Here is a 13,248-nt window from a genome sequence, read left to right on the forward strand (position 1 = left end):
GTCCGTAAAAGAGCGGATCGGACGCCCTTTGTCATATAGACGGGTGTTAGTTTTCGGAGCTGACCCCGAGACGGAAGCCCCGAGACGGAAGCGGAGTGTAGGGACTCATGGGACGAGCGGAAGAGAGACGAGCGCGACAGCGCGGTGGCCGCCGCGCGGCGCCCAAGCGCCGCAGTCCGGAGTCCACGGCCGGTGCCCCGCAGACGGCCGGTGGTACCCACGCGGCCGACGGGGCGACGGCGCCCGGCGGCAGGGCGGCCTCCAGGTCCGCCAAGACGGCCAAGCCCCCCAAGGGCCGAATACGCAGGCTCTTCACCTGGAAGAAGATCCTCGGCACGTTCTTCGGCTTCTGCCTGCTCGGCATCGCCGGTTTCGCCGCGCTCTACCTGTACGTGGACATCCCCGAGGGCAACGCCGCCGCCCGGCAGGAGAGCAACATCTACAAGTACAGCGACGGCACGCTCCTCGCCCGGGTCGGCGAGACCAACCGGGAGAGCGTGGACCTGGCCAACGTGCCCAAGGACGTCCAGCACACCTTCGTCGCCGCGGAGAACAAGAGCTTCTACGGGGACTCGGGCATCGACCTGAAGGGCCTCGCCCGCGGTCTGTTCAACACGGTGACCGGCCGGGGCACCCAGGGCGGCTCGACGATCACTCAGCAGTACGTCAAGAACTACTACCTGAACCAGGATCAGACGGCCACCCGCAAGCTCAAGGAGATGGTCATCTCCTTGAAGGTCGACCAGAAGGAATCCAAGGACTACATCCTCGCGGGCTACATCAACACGAGCTACTACGGTCGCAACGCCTACGGCATCCAGGCCGCGGCCCAGGCCTACTACCAGACCGACGCCAGGAAGCTCAGCGTCGAGCAGGGCGCCTACCTCGCCGCGCTGCTCCAGGCGCCGAGCCAGTACGACTGGACGGTCGCGTCCTCCAACGCCACGCTCAAGAAACTGGTGCTGAACCGCTGGAACTACGTCCTGGACAACATGGTCAAGCAGCACTGGCTGGACCCGGCCAAGCGGCAGGCCATGAAGTTCCCCGTCCCCAAGGAGCCCAAGGGCGCTCCCGGTGAAGAGGGGCAGAAGGGCTATCTGGTCGAGCTCGCCAACCAGCAGCTGGAGGACCAGCTGATGAAGCAGGAGGGCATCAGCCGCACGGACGCCGCACAGCAGGTGGTCAAGCGCGGCTGGACCATCACCCTCAACATCGACAAGAAGAAGCAGGCCGCGCTGGAGAAGGCGGTCAAGGCCGAACTGACCGGCAGGCTGGAGCCGAAGAAGCGCAAGGTCGACGCCAACGTCCAGGCCGGCGCCGCCTCGGTGGACCCCAAGACGGGCAAGATCGTCGCCATGTACGGCGGCCAGGACTACCTCAAGCACTTCTACAACAACGCCACCCGCCGGGACTACCAGCCCGCTTCCACGTTCAAGCCGGTCATTCTCGCCGCCGCACTGCAGCAGAACGCCACCACGCAGGACGGCAAGCCGATCAACGCCGACACGGTCTACGACGGCACCAGCGGCCGCCAGGTCCTGGACCACGGAAGCAAGGTCGGATTCGGCCCGCCCAACGAGGACCACCACAACTACGGTCCGATCACCGTCCAGACGGCGATGAACCAGTCGGTGAACTCGGTCTTCGCCCAGATGGGCGTCGACGTCGGCATGCGCAAGGTCATGGACACGGCCAAGAAGCTCGGCATGGACACCGACGGCATGCAGGCGGTGCCCGCCCAGACGCTCGGCTCGATGGGCGCCAGCCCGCTGGAGATGGCGGGGATCTACGCCACGCTCGCCAACCACGGCAACCAGGTGACGCCGTCCATCATCAAGTCCGCGCAGCAGAAGACCCGCTCGCCCCAGATGCCCGACCCGATCGGCGGATCGGTCATCAGCCGCACGGCCGCCGACACGGTGACCTCCGTGCTGACCGGTGTGGTCGACGACGGTACGGCCAGCGGGAGCGTGGCGAGCAACCCGCTGCGCGACGGCCGTCAGGTGGCCGGCAAGACCGGTACCTCCGACGAGGACAAGTCCGCCTGGTTCACCGGCTACACGCCCGACCTGGTCACCTCGGTGGGGCTGTTCGGCGAGGACGTCAAGACCAAGGCCCATGTGTCCCTGACGGGCGCCGGGGGCTTGATCCCACCGCGCGTCAACGGCGGTGGCTACCCGGCGAAGATCTGGGCCGCCTACACCTTCGGTGTGAGCCACGGGACCAAGTTCGACCTGAACACCACCCAGGGCGCGGCCGTCGCTCCGACGCCGACCCCGACCTTCAGCCACAGCCCGTCCAGCACTCCGTCGCAGACGCCGAGCAGCAAGCCGCCGACGTCGTCCGCGCCCCCGTCCCGGTCGCCGTCGCAGACGCCGTCCACGACACCACCGAGCACGCCGACCACGCCGACGCAGACGCCGCCCACGGGGACCCCGACCACCGGGGACCCGGCGGACGGCGGCACCGCGGGCGATCCGCTCAATCCCGACGACAGTCCGGCCCTGGGCCAGTAGGCAGCGGCCGTCGGCGCACGAAAAGGGCGCCCGGGGACTCCCCGGGCGCCCTTCGGCGTGCTCCAGGCCCGTTCAGGCCCGGTTCAGCTCGAACCAGACGACCTTGCCGGTGCTCAGCCGGGTCGCGCCCCAGCGCCGGGCCAGCCGGTTGACCAGGTACAGGCCGCGGCCGCCCTCGTCCGTGGCACGGGCCTGCCTGAGCCGCGGCAGCTGCGGCACGTCGTCACCGACCTCGCAGCGCAGCACGTCCGTGCGCAGCAGCCGCAGCGTGACCGGGCGTGAGGTGTACCGCACGGCGTTCGTGACCACCTCGCTGACCAGCAGCTCCACCGAGTCCGTCAGATCCTCCAGGTCCCAGCGGGCCAGCGCGCGCCGGGCCAGCCGGCGGGCCTGGCCGGGCGCCGTCTCCTCCGGCTCCAGGGACCAGTACGCCACATCGCTCGGCGCGATCCCGTCGAAGCGGGCGGCGAGCAGCGCGATGTCGTCGTCCCGGTCGCCCGGGCCGAGCATGTCCAGGACCTCGTCGCACAGGGCTTCCAGCGGCGGCGGATGATCGGGGCCGGTCAACTGGGCCGTCGCGGCGAGCTTCTCGCGCAGCTGCTCTATGCCGGTCCACACGTCCCGCAGCCGGGACTCCACCAGGCCGTCGGTGTACAGGAGCAGCGTGGCCCCGGCGGGCGCGTCCAGCTCGACCGCCTCGAAGTCCACCCCGCCGACCCCGATGGGCGCGCCCGGCGGCACCCGCAGCACCTCCGCACGGCCGCCCAGGTGCAGCAGAACGGGCGGCGGATGGCCCGCGTTGGCGATCGTGATCCGGTGCGTGACCGGGTCGTAGACGGCGTACAGGCAGGTGGCCATGCGGTCGGTGCCCAGGCGCTGCGCCTGCTCGTCCAGGTGGTGCAGCACCTCCTGCGGGGGCAGGTCGAGCCCGGCCAGGGTCTGCGCGGTCGTGCGCAGCTGGCCCATGATCGCCGCCGAGGTCATGGAGTGCCCCATGACGTCACCGACGACCAGTGCGACCCGGCTGCCGGGCAGCGGGATCGCGTCGTACCAGTCGCCGCCCACCCGTGCGGTCTCCGCGGCCGGCAGGTAGCGCGAGGCCAGCCGCACCCCGGTCGGGCGGGGCAGGGTCTCGGGCAGCATGGTGCGCTGCAGCTCGTCGGCGATGTAGGCCTCCCGGCCGTACAGCACCGCCTTGTCGATGCCGAGCGCGCTGTGCGTGGCGAGCTGCGCGGCCACCAGCAGGTCGTCCGCCTCGAACGCGAGGCGCTCGGGACGGCGCAGGAACAGCGCCGCGCCGATCACCCGGCGCCGGCCGCGCAGCGGCGCGAGGATCGCGTGCTGCCCGTCCGGTACGAGCGCCTCGCCGCCCTCGCCGAGCAGCTCGGGCAGCGCGGCACGGGCGGCGGGCGCGTCCGCGAAGACCGGCCGGACTCCGCGCAGGACCTCGTTCAGGGCCCCGCCCGGGCGCACCTCGCACAGCTCGGTCGTCAACGACGACAGCTCGGACAGCGGCGACGGATCCGGCTCCGGCTCCGGGAACGGCGGGAGCAGCAGGCCCTCGGTGTCCCGTTCGTCCGGTATCCGGTCGGTGCGGCGCAGCCGCAGCACCACCGGGCCGGTGGGACGCTCGTCGCCGACCGGCAGCGGATCGCGCAGATAGACCAGGATCGCGTCGGAGAACGTCGGCACGGTGGCGCGGCACAGCCCCATCACGATCTCGTCCAGGTCGATGCCGCGGGCGATCCGCCGGGTCGCCGCGCCCACGAACCTGAGCCGGTCCCCGTCGCGTCGCATCGGCATCGGCCGTCCCGGCGGCAGTCCGCGCCCGCTGCGGCGCTCCTGGCCGCCCGGCGCCTTCTCCTCCTCGGTGCCCGGCTGCGGCGGAATGCTCTCCGGCGCGGGGCGCGGCCGATGGGTGTCGGGCTCGGCGGTGGCGGGCTGGGAGTGCTCGGGGCCGTCGACTGGGGGCTCCTTCCCCTTGTTCCCCTTGCCGCAGGGCATGTTGGTCGCCGGGCCCGACGGCGTCCCCTCGGCCCGGGCCTGGGCCGGTAAGGCGGGGCTGCCGAGCGGATTCGGGGTACGCAGGAGCGCCCCGCGGGCCTCCGCGGGGTCGACGCCCGGCTGGGGGCGTTCGAAGGAGGTGGGCTGCTCCGTCACGCGTGTCGCATCCGTCCGTCCGGGGCTGCGCGCCGGGCGCGCAGGTGGTCCCGCCGAAATGCCGATACCCGGAATACGTGCCCCAGGAACGGAATTCCCGCGTGGTCAGAGGTTGTTCCTGTGCCACCGGCGAACCCTGCCGGGTCCGCGGTGGTGTTGCCCTCGTACCCCTCGCTCACGTCCTGCCGCCCCTCGGTGACGTTCGGTCAAGCCCTGCGCATGTTCCGGAAGTTGCACTGATGCACCCTTGCGGAGGACGATCCTACGGTTGTGCACCGGGGGCGCATCAAGGGTCTCATGAGGACACGTGCGCGGGCGTACGGTCCCAGTCCTCGGGGAGAGACGGTACCGTCCAGGACGGATCCGGGCGCCAGTGCTGCCAGCCGTCCCGAAACGGCGGGCCCCAGGCGTCGACGGCCGCCAGCGCGGACCGCCCGGCCTCCCGGACCCGCTCGGCGGTCCGGGCGTCCATCAGCCCGTCCCGCTGGGCCTGTGCGAACTCGTCCTCGTCCCGCCAGTGCCAACTGCGGTCCGGGTTGACGGAGATGTCCAGGAAGTAGTCCACGGAGTCCACCCCGCCCTCCCAACGGGCCAGCGGCATTTCCAGGTTGACGTACCAGTTCTTGAACCGCCAGCCCGGATCCCAGAACAGCCACACCGACCAGGGCTCGCCGGGCCGGGCCAGCTTCAGCACGCCCGTGCCGAACCACCGGTCCCGCTGCACCGTGCGCGGCTTGGTGTAGCGGGTCTCCAGCGGCTCCAGGTGCACGGGCGTCCCGTCGGCCAGCACCGGCCTCATGCACTCGGTGCCGGGCGCCATCCACACCGCGAGGAGGTCCTCGTCGTCCTGGACGACGGTGACGGGACGCGCGATGTGGAAGCCCTCACCGGCGTTCTCGCGGTACCGCCACAGGATCTGTGTCCCGGGGGCCCAGTAGGTCGCAGGTCCACCTGCCACTCGCCTCACCGCTCCGTCGTCCGTCATGGACAGATATTAGGTGCCGTAGGCATACGACGCTGCGGCGCCCGTCACGGTTCGGCCCGGCCGGGATTCCTGCTACGGACGGGTCATCCGCAGGACGTCCAGCGCCTCGTCCAGCTGCTCCAGGGTGAGCAGGCCGCGCTCCACGTACCCGCCCTCCAGCACGACCTGACGGATGGTCTTCCGCTCGGCCAGGGACTTCTTGGCGACCTTCGCGGCCTCCTCGTAGCCGATGTACTTGTTCAGCGGGGTCACCACGGAGGGGGACGACTCCGCGTACTCGCGGGTCCGCTCCCGGTCGGCCTCGATGCCGTCGACGGTCCGGTCGGCCAGCAGCCGCGAGACACGGGCGAGCAGCCGGACGGACTCCAGCACGTTCTTGGCGATGACCGGGAGCATCACGTTCAGTTCGAAGTTCCCGGAGGCACCGGCCGTGGCGATGGTCGCGTCGTTCCCGATCACCTGGGCCGCCACCATGAGCACGGCCTCCGGGATCACCGGGTTGACCTTCCCCGGCATGATCGACGACCCCGGCTGCAGGTCGGGCAGCCGGATCTCGGCGAGCCCGGTGCGCGGCCCGGACGCCATCCAGCGCAGATCGTTGGCGATCTTCGTCAGCCCGACCGCGATGGTGCGCAGCTGCCCGCTGGTCTCCACGATCCCGTCCCGGGCGCCCTGCGCCTCGAAGTGGTCGCGGGCCTCGGTGAGCGGCAGCCCGGTGGCCCGCGCGACCTCCTCGATCACCGCGGCGGAGAACCCGGGCGGTGTGTTGATCCCGGTCCCGACCGCCGTACCGCCCAGCGGCAGCTCGGCCAGCCGGGGCAGCGAGGCCTGCAGCCGCTCGACGCCGTACCGCACCTGGGCGGCGTACCCGCCGAACTCCTGCCCCAGCGTCACCGGCGTCGCGTCCATCAGATGCGTCCGCCCGGACTTCACCACGTCCGCGAACTCCTCGGACTTGCGGGTGAGGGACGCGGCGAGGTGCTCCAGGGCCGGAATCAGGTCGCGGGTCACCGCGGCGGTGGCGGCGATGTGGAGGGACGAGGGGAACACGTCGTTGGACGACTGCGAGGCGTTGACGTGGTCGTTGGGGTGTACGTCCCGGCCGAGCCGCTCACTGGCGAGGGTGGCGATGACCTCGTTGGTGTTCATGTTGGACGAGGTGCCGGACCCCGTCTGGAACACGTCCACGGGGAAGTGCTCGTCCCACTTGCCCTCGGCGACCTCCGCGGCCGCGTCCTGGATCGCGCCGGCCACGTCCTCGTCCAGGACGCCCAGCCGGGCGTTCACCTTCGCCGCGGCCGACTTGATCCGCGCCAGCGCCTCGATGTGCGCCCGCTCCAGGCGCTGGCCCGAGACGGGGAAGTTCTCCACGGCACGCTGCGTCTGCGCCCGCCACTTGGCGTCGGCGGGGACACGCACCTCGCCCATGGAGTCGTGCTCGATCCGGTATTCGCTCATGCCGGTCATAGCGATCGCGGGGGCGGGGTTGTTCCGGGCCGTGGGCCGCACGGGTGCACCGGCGTCACCGGTACGGCCGCCGGGGGCGTGTGACGGCCCGCGCGCCGGGGGACCGGTGATCGCTGCACCGGTCACCGCCGCCGCCCCCGCACCCGGCGGGGGCGGCGACCGTCACGGCGTCAGGCAGGTCAGGCCAGACCCGGGCCCCGCACCGGAATCGACGTGAACGTCGGCTGCGGCGCCGGGTCCTGGAAGAAGTCGTTGCCCTTGTCGTCCACGACGACGAACGCCGGGAAGTCCTCGACCTCGATCTTCCAGACCGCCTCCATGCCCAGCTCCTCGTACTCCAGGACCTCGACCTTCTTGATGCAGTCCTGGGCGAGGCGGGCGGCCGGACCGCCGATGGAGCCGAGGTAGAAGCCGCCGTGGGCGTCGCAGGCATCGGTGACCTGCTTGCTGCGGTTGCCCTTGGCGAGCATCACCTTGGAGCCGCCCGCCGCCTGGAACTGCTCCACGTAGGAGTCCATGCGACCGGCCGTGGTCGGACCGAAGGAGCCGGAGGCGTAGCCCTCGGGGGTCTTGGCCGGGCCCGCGTAGTACACCGGGTGGTCCTTCAGGTACTGCGGCATCTCCTCGCCCGCGTCCAGCCGCTCCTTGATCTTGGCGTGGGCGATGTCACGGGCCACGACCAGCGGGCCGGTCAGCGACAGACGGGTCTTGACCGGGTACTTCGTCAGCTCGGCGAGGATCGTGTCCATCGGCTGGTTGAGGTCGATACGGACGACGTCGGACTCGTCGAGATGCTCGTCCGTGGTCTCCGGCAGGAAGCGCGCCGGGTCCGTCTCCAGCTGCTCCAGGAAGACGCCCTCGGCGGTGATCTTGGCGACGGCCTGGCGGTCGGCCGAGCAGGACACGGCGATCGCGACCGGGCAGGACGCGCCGTGCCGCGGCAGGCGGACGACCCGCACGTCGTGGCAGAAGTACTTGCCGCCGAACTGCGCGCCGATGCCGATCTTCTGCGTCAGCTCGAAGACCTTCTCCTCCAGCTCCGTGTCCCGGAAGCCGTGGCCGAGCGGCGAGCCCTCGGTGGGCGCGTTGTCCAGGTAGTGCGCGGAGGCGTACTTCGCGGTCTTGAGCGCGTACTCGGCGCTCGTGCCGCCGACGACGATCGCCAGGTGGTACGGCGGGCAGGCGGCCGTACCGAGCGAGCGGATCTTCTCCTCCAGGAACTTCATCATGGAGGCCTCGTTCAGGACGGCCTTCGTCTCCTGGTACAGGAACGACTTGTTGGCCGAGCCGCCGCCCTTGGCCATGAAGAGGAACTTGTAGGCGCCGCCGTCGGTCGCATACAGCTCGATCTGCGCCGGGAGGTTGGAGCCGGTGTTCTTCTCCTCCCACATGGTGAGCGGAGCCATCTGTGAGTAGCGCAGGTTGAGCCTGGTGTAGGCGTCGTGGATGCCGTGCGAGAGGTGCTTCTCGTCCGTGCCCTCGGTGAGGACGTTCTGCCCGCGCTTGCCCATGACGATCGCCGTGCCGGTGTCCTGGCACATCGGCAGCACGCCGGCCGCCGCGATGTTGGCGTTCTTCAGCAGGTCGAGGGCCACGAACTTGTCGTTGGCCGACGCCTCCGGGTCGTCGATGATGCGGCGCAGCTGCGCGAGGTGGGCCGGGCGCAGGTAGTGCTGGATGTCGTGGATGGCCTCCTCGGCGAGCTTGCGCAGCGCCTCCGGCTCCACCTTGAGGAACGTCCGCCCGTCGGGCCCCTCCACGGTCGAGACGCCCTCGGACGTCACCAGCCGGTACGGGGTGGTGTCCTCACCCTGGGGGAGCAGATCGGTGTATGCGAACTCAGGCATCTCAGCCCATTCCTCACTCTGACGGACGGCCGCCCGCCGACGCTGGCGAGCCTCACCAGCGTAGGACCTGCCGCCGACGGAAAACCTGTGAGGTAAGGCTCAGTCGCCCAACACGCAGGTCGCCCGGACCCCTAGTCGCGATCTATCGCGTTTCGGTACGCTGCTGTCGTGGACCTTCACAAGCACCCCCAGCCGCAGGACGGCGCGCCGCAGGTGGCCGAGCTGCGTGCCTCCGACGCCGACCGTGACCGTGTCGCCGAGATCCTCCGGGAGGCCCTGGCCGAGGGCCGGCTGACCGCCGACGAGCACGCCGAGCGGGTGGAGGGGGTGCTGAGCGCCAAGACCGTGGGCGAGCTGGATGTCTTCATCCGGGACCTGCCCGCCGCCCGGACGCAGGCCCCCGCCTACGCGGCCGTCCCGTCCTGGCCCGCACCCGGCGCGGTCCCTGCCCAGGCCGATGCCAACGTGGTGGCCGTCTTCAGCGCCGCGGTGCGCCGGGGCCGCTGGCGCGCGGGGCGCAGGCTGCACGCCTACTCGATCTTCGGCAGCATCGAGATCGACCTCAGCGAGGCGATCTTCGAGTACCAGCAGGTCGTCATCAAGGCCGTCTCGGTCTTCGGCGACATCCAGATCCGCGTCCCGGAGAACGTGTCGCTGCGCGGCACCGGCGGCGGCGTCCTCGGCAACTTCGAGGTGGACACGCTGGATTCGGCCGACGCCCAGGCTCCCGTGGTCTACGTCGACGGGTGGGCCGTGCTCGGCAACGTCGAGGCGCGACCCAGGCGCGGCAAGCTCGTGGCGGACATCGTCCAGCGTGTGCAGGACAAGGTCGACAGGAAGTTGCGCAAACACCTGGACCGTTGACGGTCGCGAATCCGCCGGTGATCGCGGGGACGCACGCCGGACGCCGCGGACTCCGGGGGGCGTGAACAAGCCGCCGCGCGCCTGTGGTTGGAAACGCAGTGCATAGGCACGCGCACAGCGGGTAGGCCTTGCTGCATCGTCGCTCACTCGCGAAGCCGTCGTCAGGAGTAGACCGTGCTGCAACCGCCGCATTCGTCCCTGCAGGTAGCTGCCGTTCCGGCCCAGCGGGTGCCAGCGGGTGCCAGGGACCAAGACGCACCCTGGCACACCGAGGCGGTGTGCCGGCGCGATGAGGCCGGCCTGTTCTTCGCTCCCTCGAAGGAACCGACGGCCGCGCGTCTGTCCCGTGAGGAGGCGGCCAAGCGCGTCTGTGCGCGCTGCCCCGTGATGGTCGAGTGCCGCGAGCATGCGCTCCTCCAGCCCGAGCCCTACGGCGTCTGGGGCGGCCTGACCGCGGCGGAGCGCCGTGTGGTCCTGGCGAGGCGCCGCCGGCGCGAGATGGAACTGAAGAAGGCGGCCAGGGCGACGGCCAACCGCATAGCGGGCTAGGCAAAAAAAGGGGGGATGCGCCCTCTCCGCACAGAGGGTGCATCCCTGTCCCCGGGGCGCGGGGAACTGCGCGAACAACCACGACGAACTTGCACTCGCCGACAGACGCGCAGCCCCCCCGTGACCGGGCGCTACTTGGCCCGGTCGAAGTCGATCGCGCTGTAGGCCCGCAGCTTGCGCAGCCGGTGCTCGGAGTCGATCCGCCGCACCGTCCCCGACTTCGACCGCATCACGATCGAGTCGGTGGTCGCGGTCTCCGACCGGTACCGGACCCCGCGCAGCAGCTCACCGTCGGTGATGCCGGTGGCGACGAAGAACACGTTCTCCCCGGTCACCAGGTCCTCGGTGGTCAGTACTCGGTCCAGGTCGTGCCCGGCGTCGATGGCCCGCGCACGCTCCGCGTCGTCCTTCGGCCACAGCTTGCCCTGGATGGTGCCGCCCAGGCACTTCACCGCACAGGCCGAGATGATGCCCTCCGGGGTGCCGCCGATGCCGAGCAGCAGGTCGATGCCCGTGCCCTCGCGCAGCGCCAGGATCGAGCCGGCCACGTCGCCGTCGGAGATCAGCTTGATGCGGGCGCCGGCCTCCCGGACCTCCTTGATGATGCCCTCGTGCCGGGGCCGGTCCAGGATGACGACCGTGACGTCCTCGGGCGAGGACCGCTTGGCCTTGGCGATCCGCCGGATGTTCACCGACACGGGCGCGTCGATGTCGACGAAGTCGGCGGCCTCGGGGCCGGTGACCAGCTTGTCCATGTAGAAGACGGCGGACGGGTCGAACATGGCGCCGCGCTCGGTGGCCGCGAGGACGGCGATCGCGTTGGGCATGCCCTTGGCCGTCAGCGTGGTGCCGTCGATGGGGTCGACGGCGATGTCGACCTCGGGCCCGGTGCCGTCGCCCACGCGCTCCCCGTTGAAGAGCATCGGCGCCTCGTCCTTCTCGCCCTCTCCGATGACGACGATGCCGTTCATGGAGACGGTGGAGACGAGGGTCCGCATGGCACGCACCGCGGCGCCGTCGGCGCCGTTCTTGTCGCCGCGCCCGACCCAGCGGCCGGCGGCCATCGCCGCGGCCTCGGTCACCCGGACGAGTTCCAGGGCGAGGTTCCGGTCGGGGGCCTCGGAGGGGACGTCCAGCTCGGACGGGAGGTGATGATGTTCGGTCATCGGAGCGCACCTTTCTGATACGACGACGGCCGGATGAGGGTGTGCCTCCGACTCTATCGTTAGGCTGACAAAATGAGCAGGGGACCCCACGGATGAGCGCCCCGGGCACCTGCGACGATAGAGGGCGTGGCAGGTTCGAACGGCAAGCAGAAGACGGTCCGGGACATGATCCTCTCCCTGGCCCTCATCGGGGTGGCGGCGGGGTTCATCTATCTCCTCGTCCCGCACAACGATCACGCTCCCGACCTCAAGCGGGTCGACTACCAGGTCGAGCTGTCGACGGCACGCCGTGCGGCGAGCTATCCGGTGGCCGCTCCGGAGGGCCTGCCCGCGGCCTGGAAGGCGACCTCGGTGCGCTACCAGGGCGAGAATTCCGACCGCTGGCACCTCGGCTTCCAGGCCCCCGGCGGTCAGTACGTGCAGGTCGAGCAGTCCACTCAGAAGCGCGCCGACTTCATCGACCAGGCCAGCCAGGGCGCCTCGGCGACCAAGCGGACCGAGAAGATCGGCGGCCATACCTGGACCCGCTACACCGGCGGCCGCTACGACGCCCTGGTCCTGGAGGGCACCCCCGGCTCCACGACGGTGGTGGCCGGCACCGCCTCCTTCGGCCGGCTGACCGAAATGGCGGAGGCGCTCAGGACGCGGTGAGTTCTCCCGCGCCTGCACGCACACACGCAGGAGGCCCCCAGCGACGCTGCTGGGGGCCTCCTGCGTGTGCGGGGTGGCTCAGACGGTCGTGACGACGTCGTCGTAGGCCAGGCGCGGGGAGCGCGGGAACCAGGCGTCCGGGCCCGGGCGGCCGATGTTGACGACCATCAGCGGGGTGTGGTCGTCGTCCAGGAACTCCTTGCGGACGCCCTCGAAGTCGAGGCCGGTCATCGGGCCGGCGGCCAGGCCGGCGGCGCGGACGCCGATGATGAAGTACGCGGCCTGCAGGGCGGCGTTCAGCGCGGCGGCACCCTCACGGGCCGGACGCTCGCTGAAGAACACGTCCTTGGCCTGCGGGAAGTGCGGGAACAGGGTCGGCAGCTCCTCGTGGAACTCGTTGTCCGCGGAGAGGATCGCGACCAGCGGGGCGGCGGCGGTCTTGGGCTGGTTGCCCTCGGCCATGTGCTTCACCAGGCGCTCGCGGGCCTCGGGGGAGCGGACCAGCGTGATGCGCAGCGGGGACTGGTTGAAGGCGGTGGGGCCGTACTTGACCAGGTCGTAGATCGCCTGGACGTGCTCCTCGGTCACCGGCTCGTCGGTGAAGTTGTTCGCCGTGCGGGCCTCGCGGAACAGCAGGTCCTGGGCTGCGGGGTCAAGAACGAGAGACATTGAGTGAACTTCCTCAGGGTGGCGTCCGATCCGGACCACGGTCCGGATCGGCTGACGACACCGACAGTACGCCAGGGAAGTTCAAGGTTCAACGAAGATGGGGGTGTGGTGATCCGCTTCACAGCGGACGGAACCACCCGCGCTACTCGCGGCCCTCTTCCCCGGCCTCTTCCTCCTCGGCCAGCGCCGCGTCCAGCCGCGCCCGGGCGCCCTCCAGCCAGCGCCGGCACACCTTGGCCAGCTCCTCACCGCGCTCCCACAGCGCCAGGGACTCCTCCAGCGTCGTACCGCCGGCCTCCAGCCGCCGCACGACCTCGATCAACTCGTCCCGCGCCTGCTCGTACGAGAGCGCCTCATCCACCTTGCTGGTCATC

Annotated in this window: 11 protein-coding genes; 4 read left to right on the forward strand and 7 right to left on the reverse strand. The window is 70.7% G+C overall.

Going from position 1 to position 13,248, the window contains the following annotated elements; all coding sequences use genetic code 11:
* The first annotated feature begins 107 nt into the window (after positions 1-107).
* Positions 108-2,516 (forward strand): transglycosylase domain-containing protein, encoded by a 2,409-nt coding sequence (locus ACFZCP_RS01700; RefSeq protein ID WP_391423115.1) that lies wholly within the window; start codon positions 108-110, stop codon positions 2,514-2,516.
* 72 nt (positions 2,517-2,588) lie between these two features.
* Here ACFZCP_RS01700 and ACFZCP_RS01705 read toward each other — a convergent pair whose 3' ends face one another.
* The 4 genes from ACFZCP_RS01705 to ACFZCP_RS01720 form a co-directional block, all read right to left on the reverse strand.
* Positions 2,589-4,676, reverse strand: coding sequence for a SpoIIE family protein phosphatase (locus ACFZCP_RS01705; RefSeq protein WP_391423117.1), 2,088 nt, complete (start codon positions 4,674-4,676; stop codon positions 2,589-2,591).
* Positions 4,677-4,971: 295 nt separating this feature from the next.
* Positions 4,972-5,661 carry a DUF402 domain-containing protein gene (locus tag ACFZCP_RS01710; RefSeq protein ID WP_391423118.1) on the reverse strand — a complete coding sequence of 230 codons (690 nt, stop codon included), beginning with the start codon at positions 5,659-5,661 and terminating at the stop codon, positions 4,972-4,974.
* A gap of 72 nt (positions 5,662-5,733) precedes the next feature.
* A complete protein-coding gene (locus ACFZCP_RS01715) occupies positions 5,734-7,119 on the reverse strand; it encodes an aspartate ammonia-lyase (protein WP_391423121.1) in 1,386 nt (461 codons plus the stop codon).
* Positions 7,120-7,307: 188 nt separating this feature from the next.
* Positions 7,308-8,975 carry a FumA C-terminus/TtdB family hydratase beta subunit gene (locus ACFZCP_RS01720; RefSeq protein WP_391423123.1) on the reverse strand — a complete coding sequence of 556 codons (1,668 nt, stop codon included), beginning with the start codon at positions 8,973-8,975 and terminating at the stop codon, positions 7,308-7,310.
* 168 nt (positions 8,976-9,143) lie between these two features.
* Between ACFZCP_RS01720 and ACFZCP_RS01725 the strand changes: the two genes are divergently transcribed.
* Positions 9,144-9,839: a DUF1707 domain-containing protein gene (locus ACFZCP_RS01725; protein ID WP_391423125.1), complete on the forward strand. Its 696-nt coding sequence runs from the start codon at positions 9,144-9,146 to the stop codon at positions 9,837-9,839.
* Positions 9,840-10,013: 174 nt separating this feature from the next.
* Positions 10,014-10,388, forward strand: coding sequence for a WhiB family transcriptional regulator (locus tag ACFZCP_RS01730; RefSeq protein WP_362688103.1), 375 nt, complete (start codon positions 10,014-10,016; stop codon positions 10,386-10,388).
* Between the two features lie 131 nt (positions 10,389-10,519).
* Here ACFZCP_RS01730 and glpX read toward each other — a convergent pair whose 3' ends face one another.
* The gene (gene glpX / locus ACFZCP_RS01735) at positions 10,520-11,554 is read right to left on the reverse strand and encodes a class II fructose-bisphosphatase (protein WP_362688100.1); all 1,035 of its coding nucleotides are present in this window, start codon (positions 11,552-11,554) and stop codon (positions 10,520-10,522) included.
* 126 nt (positions 11,555-11,680) lie between these two features.
* Here glpX and ACFZCP_RS01740 point away from each other — a divergent pair, with 126 nt between their 5' ends.
* Positions 11,681-12,205, forward strand: a complete 525-nt coding sequence (locus ACFZCP_RS01740) for a DUF4245 family protein (RefSeq protein ID WP_391423128.1) — start codon at positions 11,681-11,683, stop codon at positions 12,203-12,205.
* 78 nt (positions 12,206-12,283) lie between these two features.
* Here ACFZCP_RS01740 and ACFZCP_RS01745 read toward each other — a convergent pair whose 3' ends face one another.
* Both ACFZCP_RS01745 and ACFZCP_RS01750 read right to left on the reverse strand, forming a co-directional pair.
* On the reverse strand, positions 12,284-12,874 hold the full coding sequence (locus tag ACFZCP_RS01745) for a malonic semialdehyde reductase (protein ID WP_391423130.1): 591 nt from the start codon (positions 12,872-12,874) through the stop codon (positions 12,284-12,286).
* A gap of 142 nt (positions 12,875-13,016) precedes the next feature.
* Positions 13,017-13,247, reverse strand: coding sequence for an exodeoxyribonuclease VII small subunit (locus ACFZCP_RS01750; protein WP_362688091.1), 231 nt, complete (start codon positions 13,245-13,247; stop codon positions 13,017-13,019).
* Between the last annotated feature and the right edge of the window lies 1 nt (position 13,248).

This window comes from Streptomyces sp. NPDC007971, assembly GCF_042958635.1.
GTDB lineage: Bacteria > Actinomycetota > Actinomycetes > Streptomycetales > Streptomycetaceae > Streptomyces.

What these genes read in the sequence shown, in the direction of transcription:
- ACFZCP_RS01700 (WP_391423115.1), top strand. Translation starts at nt 108, where the DNA reads ATGGGACGAGCGGAAGAGAGACGAGCGCGACAGCGCGGTGGCCGCCGC.
- ACFZCP_RS01710 (WP_391423118.1), bottom strand. Translation starts at nt 5,661, where the DNA reads ATGACGGACGACGGAGCGGTGAGGCGAGTGGCAGGTGGACCTGCGACC.
- ACFZCP_RS01715 (WP_391423121.1), bottom strand. Translation starts at nt 7,119, where the DNA reads ATGAGCGAATACCGGATCGAGCACGACTCCATGGGCGAGGTGCGTGTC.
- ACFZCP_RS01720 (WP_391423123.1), bottom strand. Translation starts at nt 8,975, where the DNA reads ATGCCTGAGTTCGCATACACCGATCTGCTCCCCCAGGGTGAGGACACC.
- glpX (WP_362688100.1), bottom strand. Translation starts at nt 11,554, where the DNA reads ATGACCGAACATCATCACCTCCCGTCCGAGCTGGACGTCCCCTCCGAG.
- ACFZCP_RS01745 (WP_391423130.1), bottom strand. Translation starts at nt 12,874, where the DNA reads ATGTCTCTCGTTCTTGACCCCGCAGCCCAGGACCTGCTGTTCCGCGAG.
- ACFZCP_RS01750 (WP_362688091.1), bottom strand. Translation starts at nt 13,247, where the DNA reads ATGACCAGCAAGGTGGATGAGGCGCTCTCGTACGAGCAGGCGCGGGAC.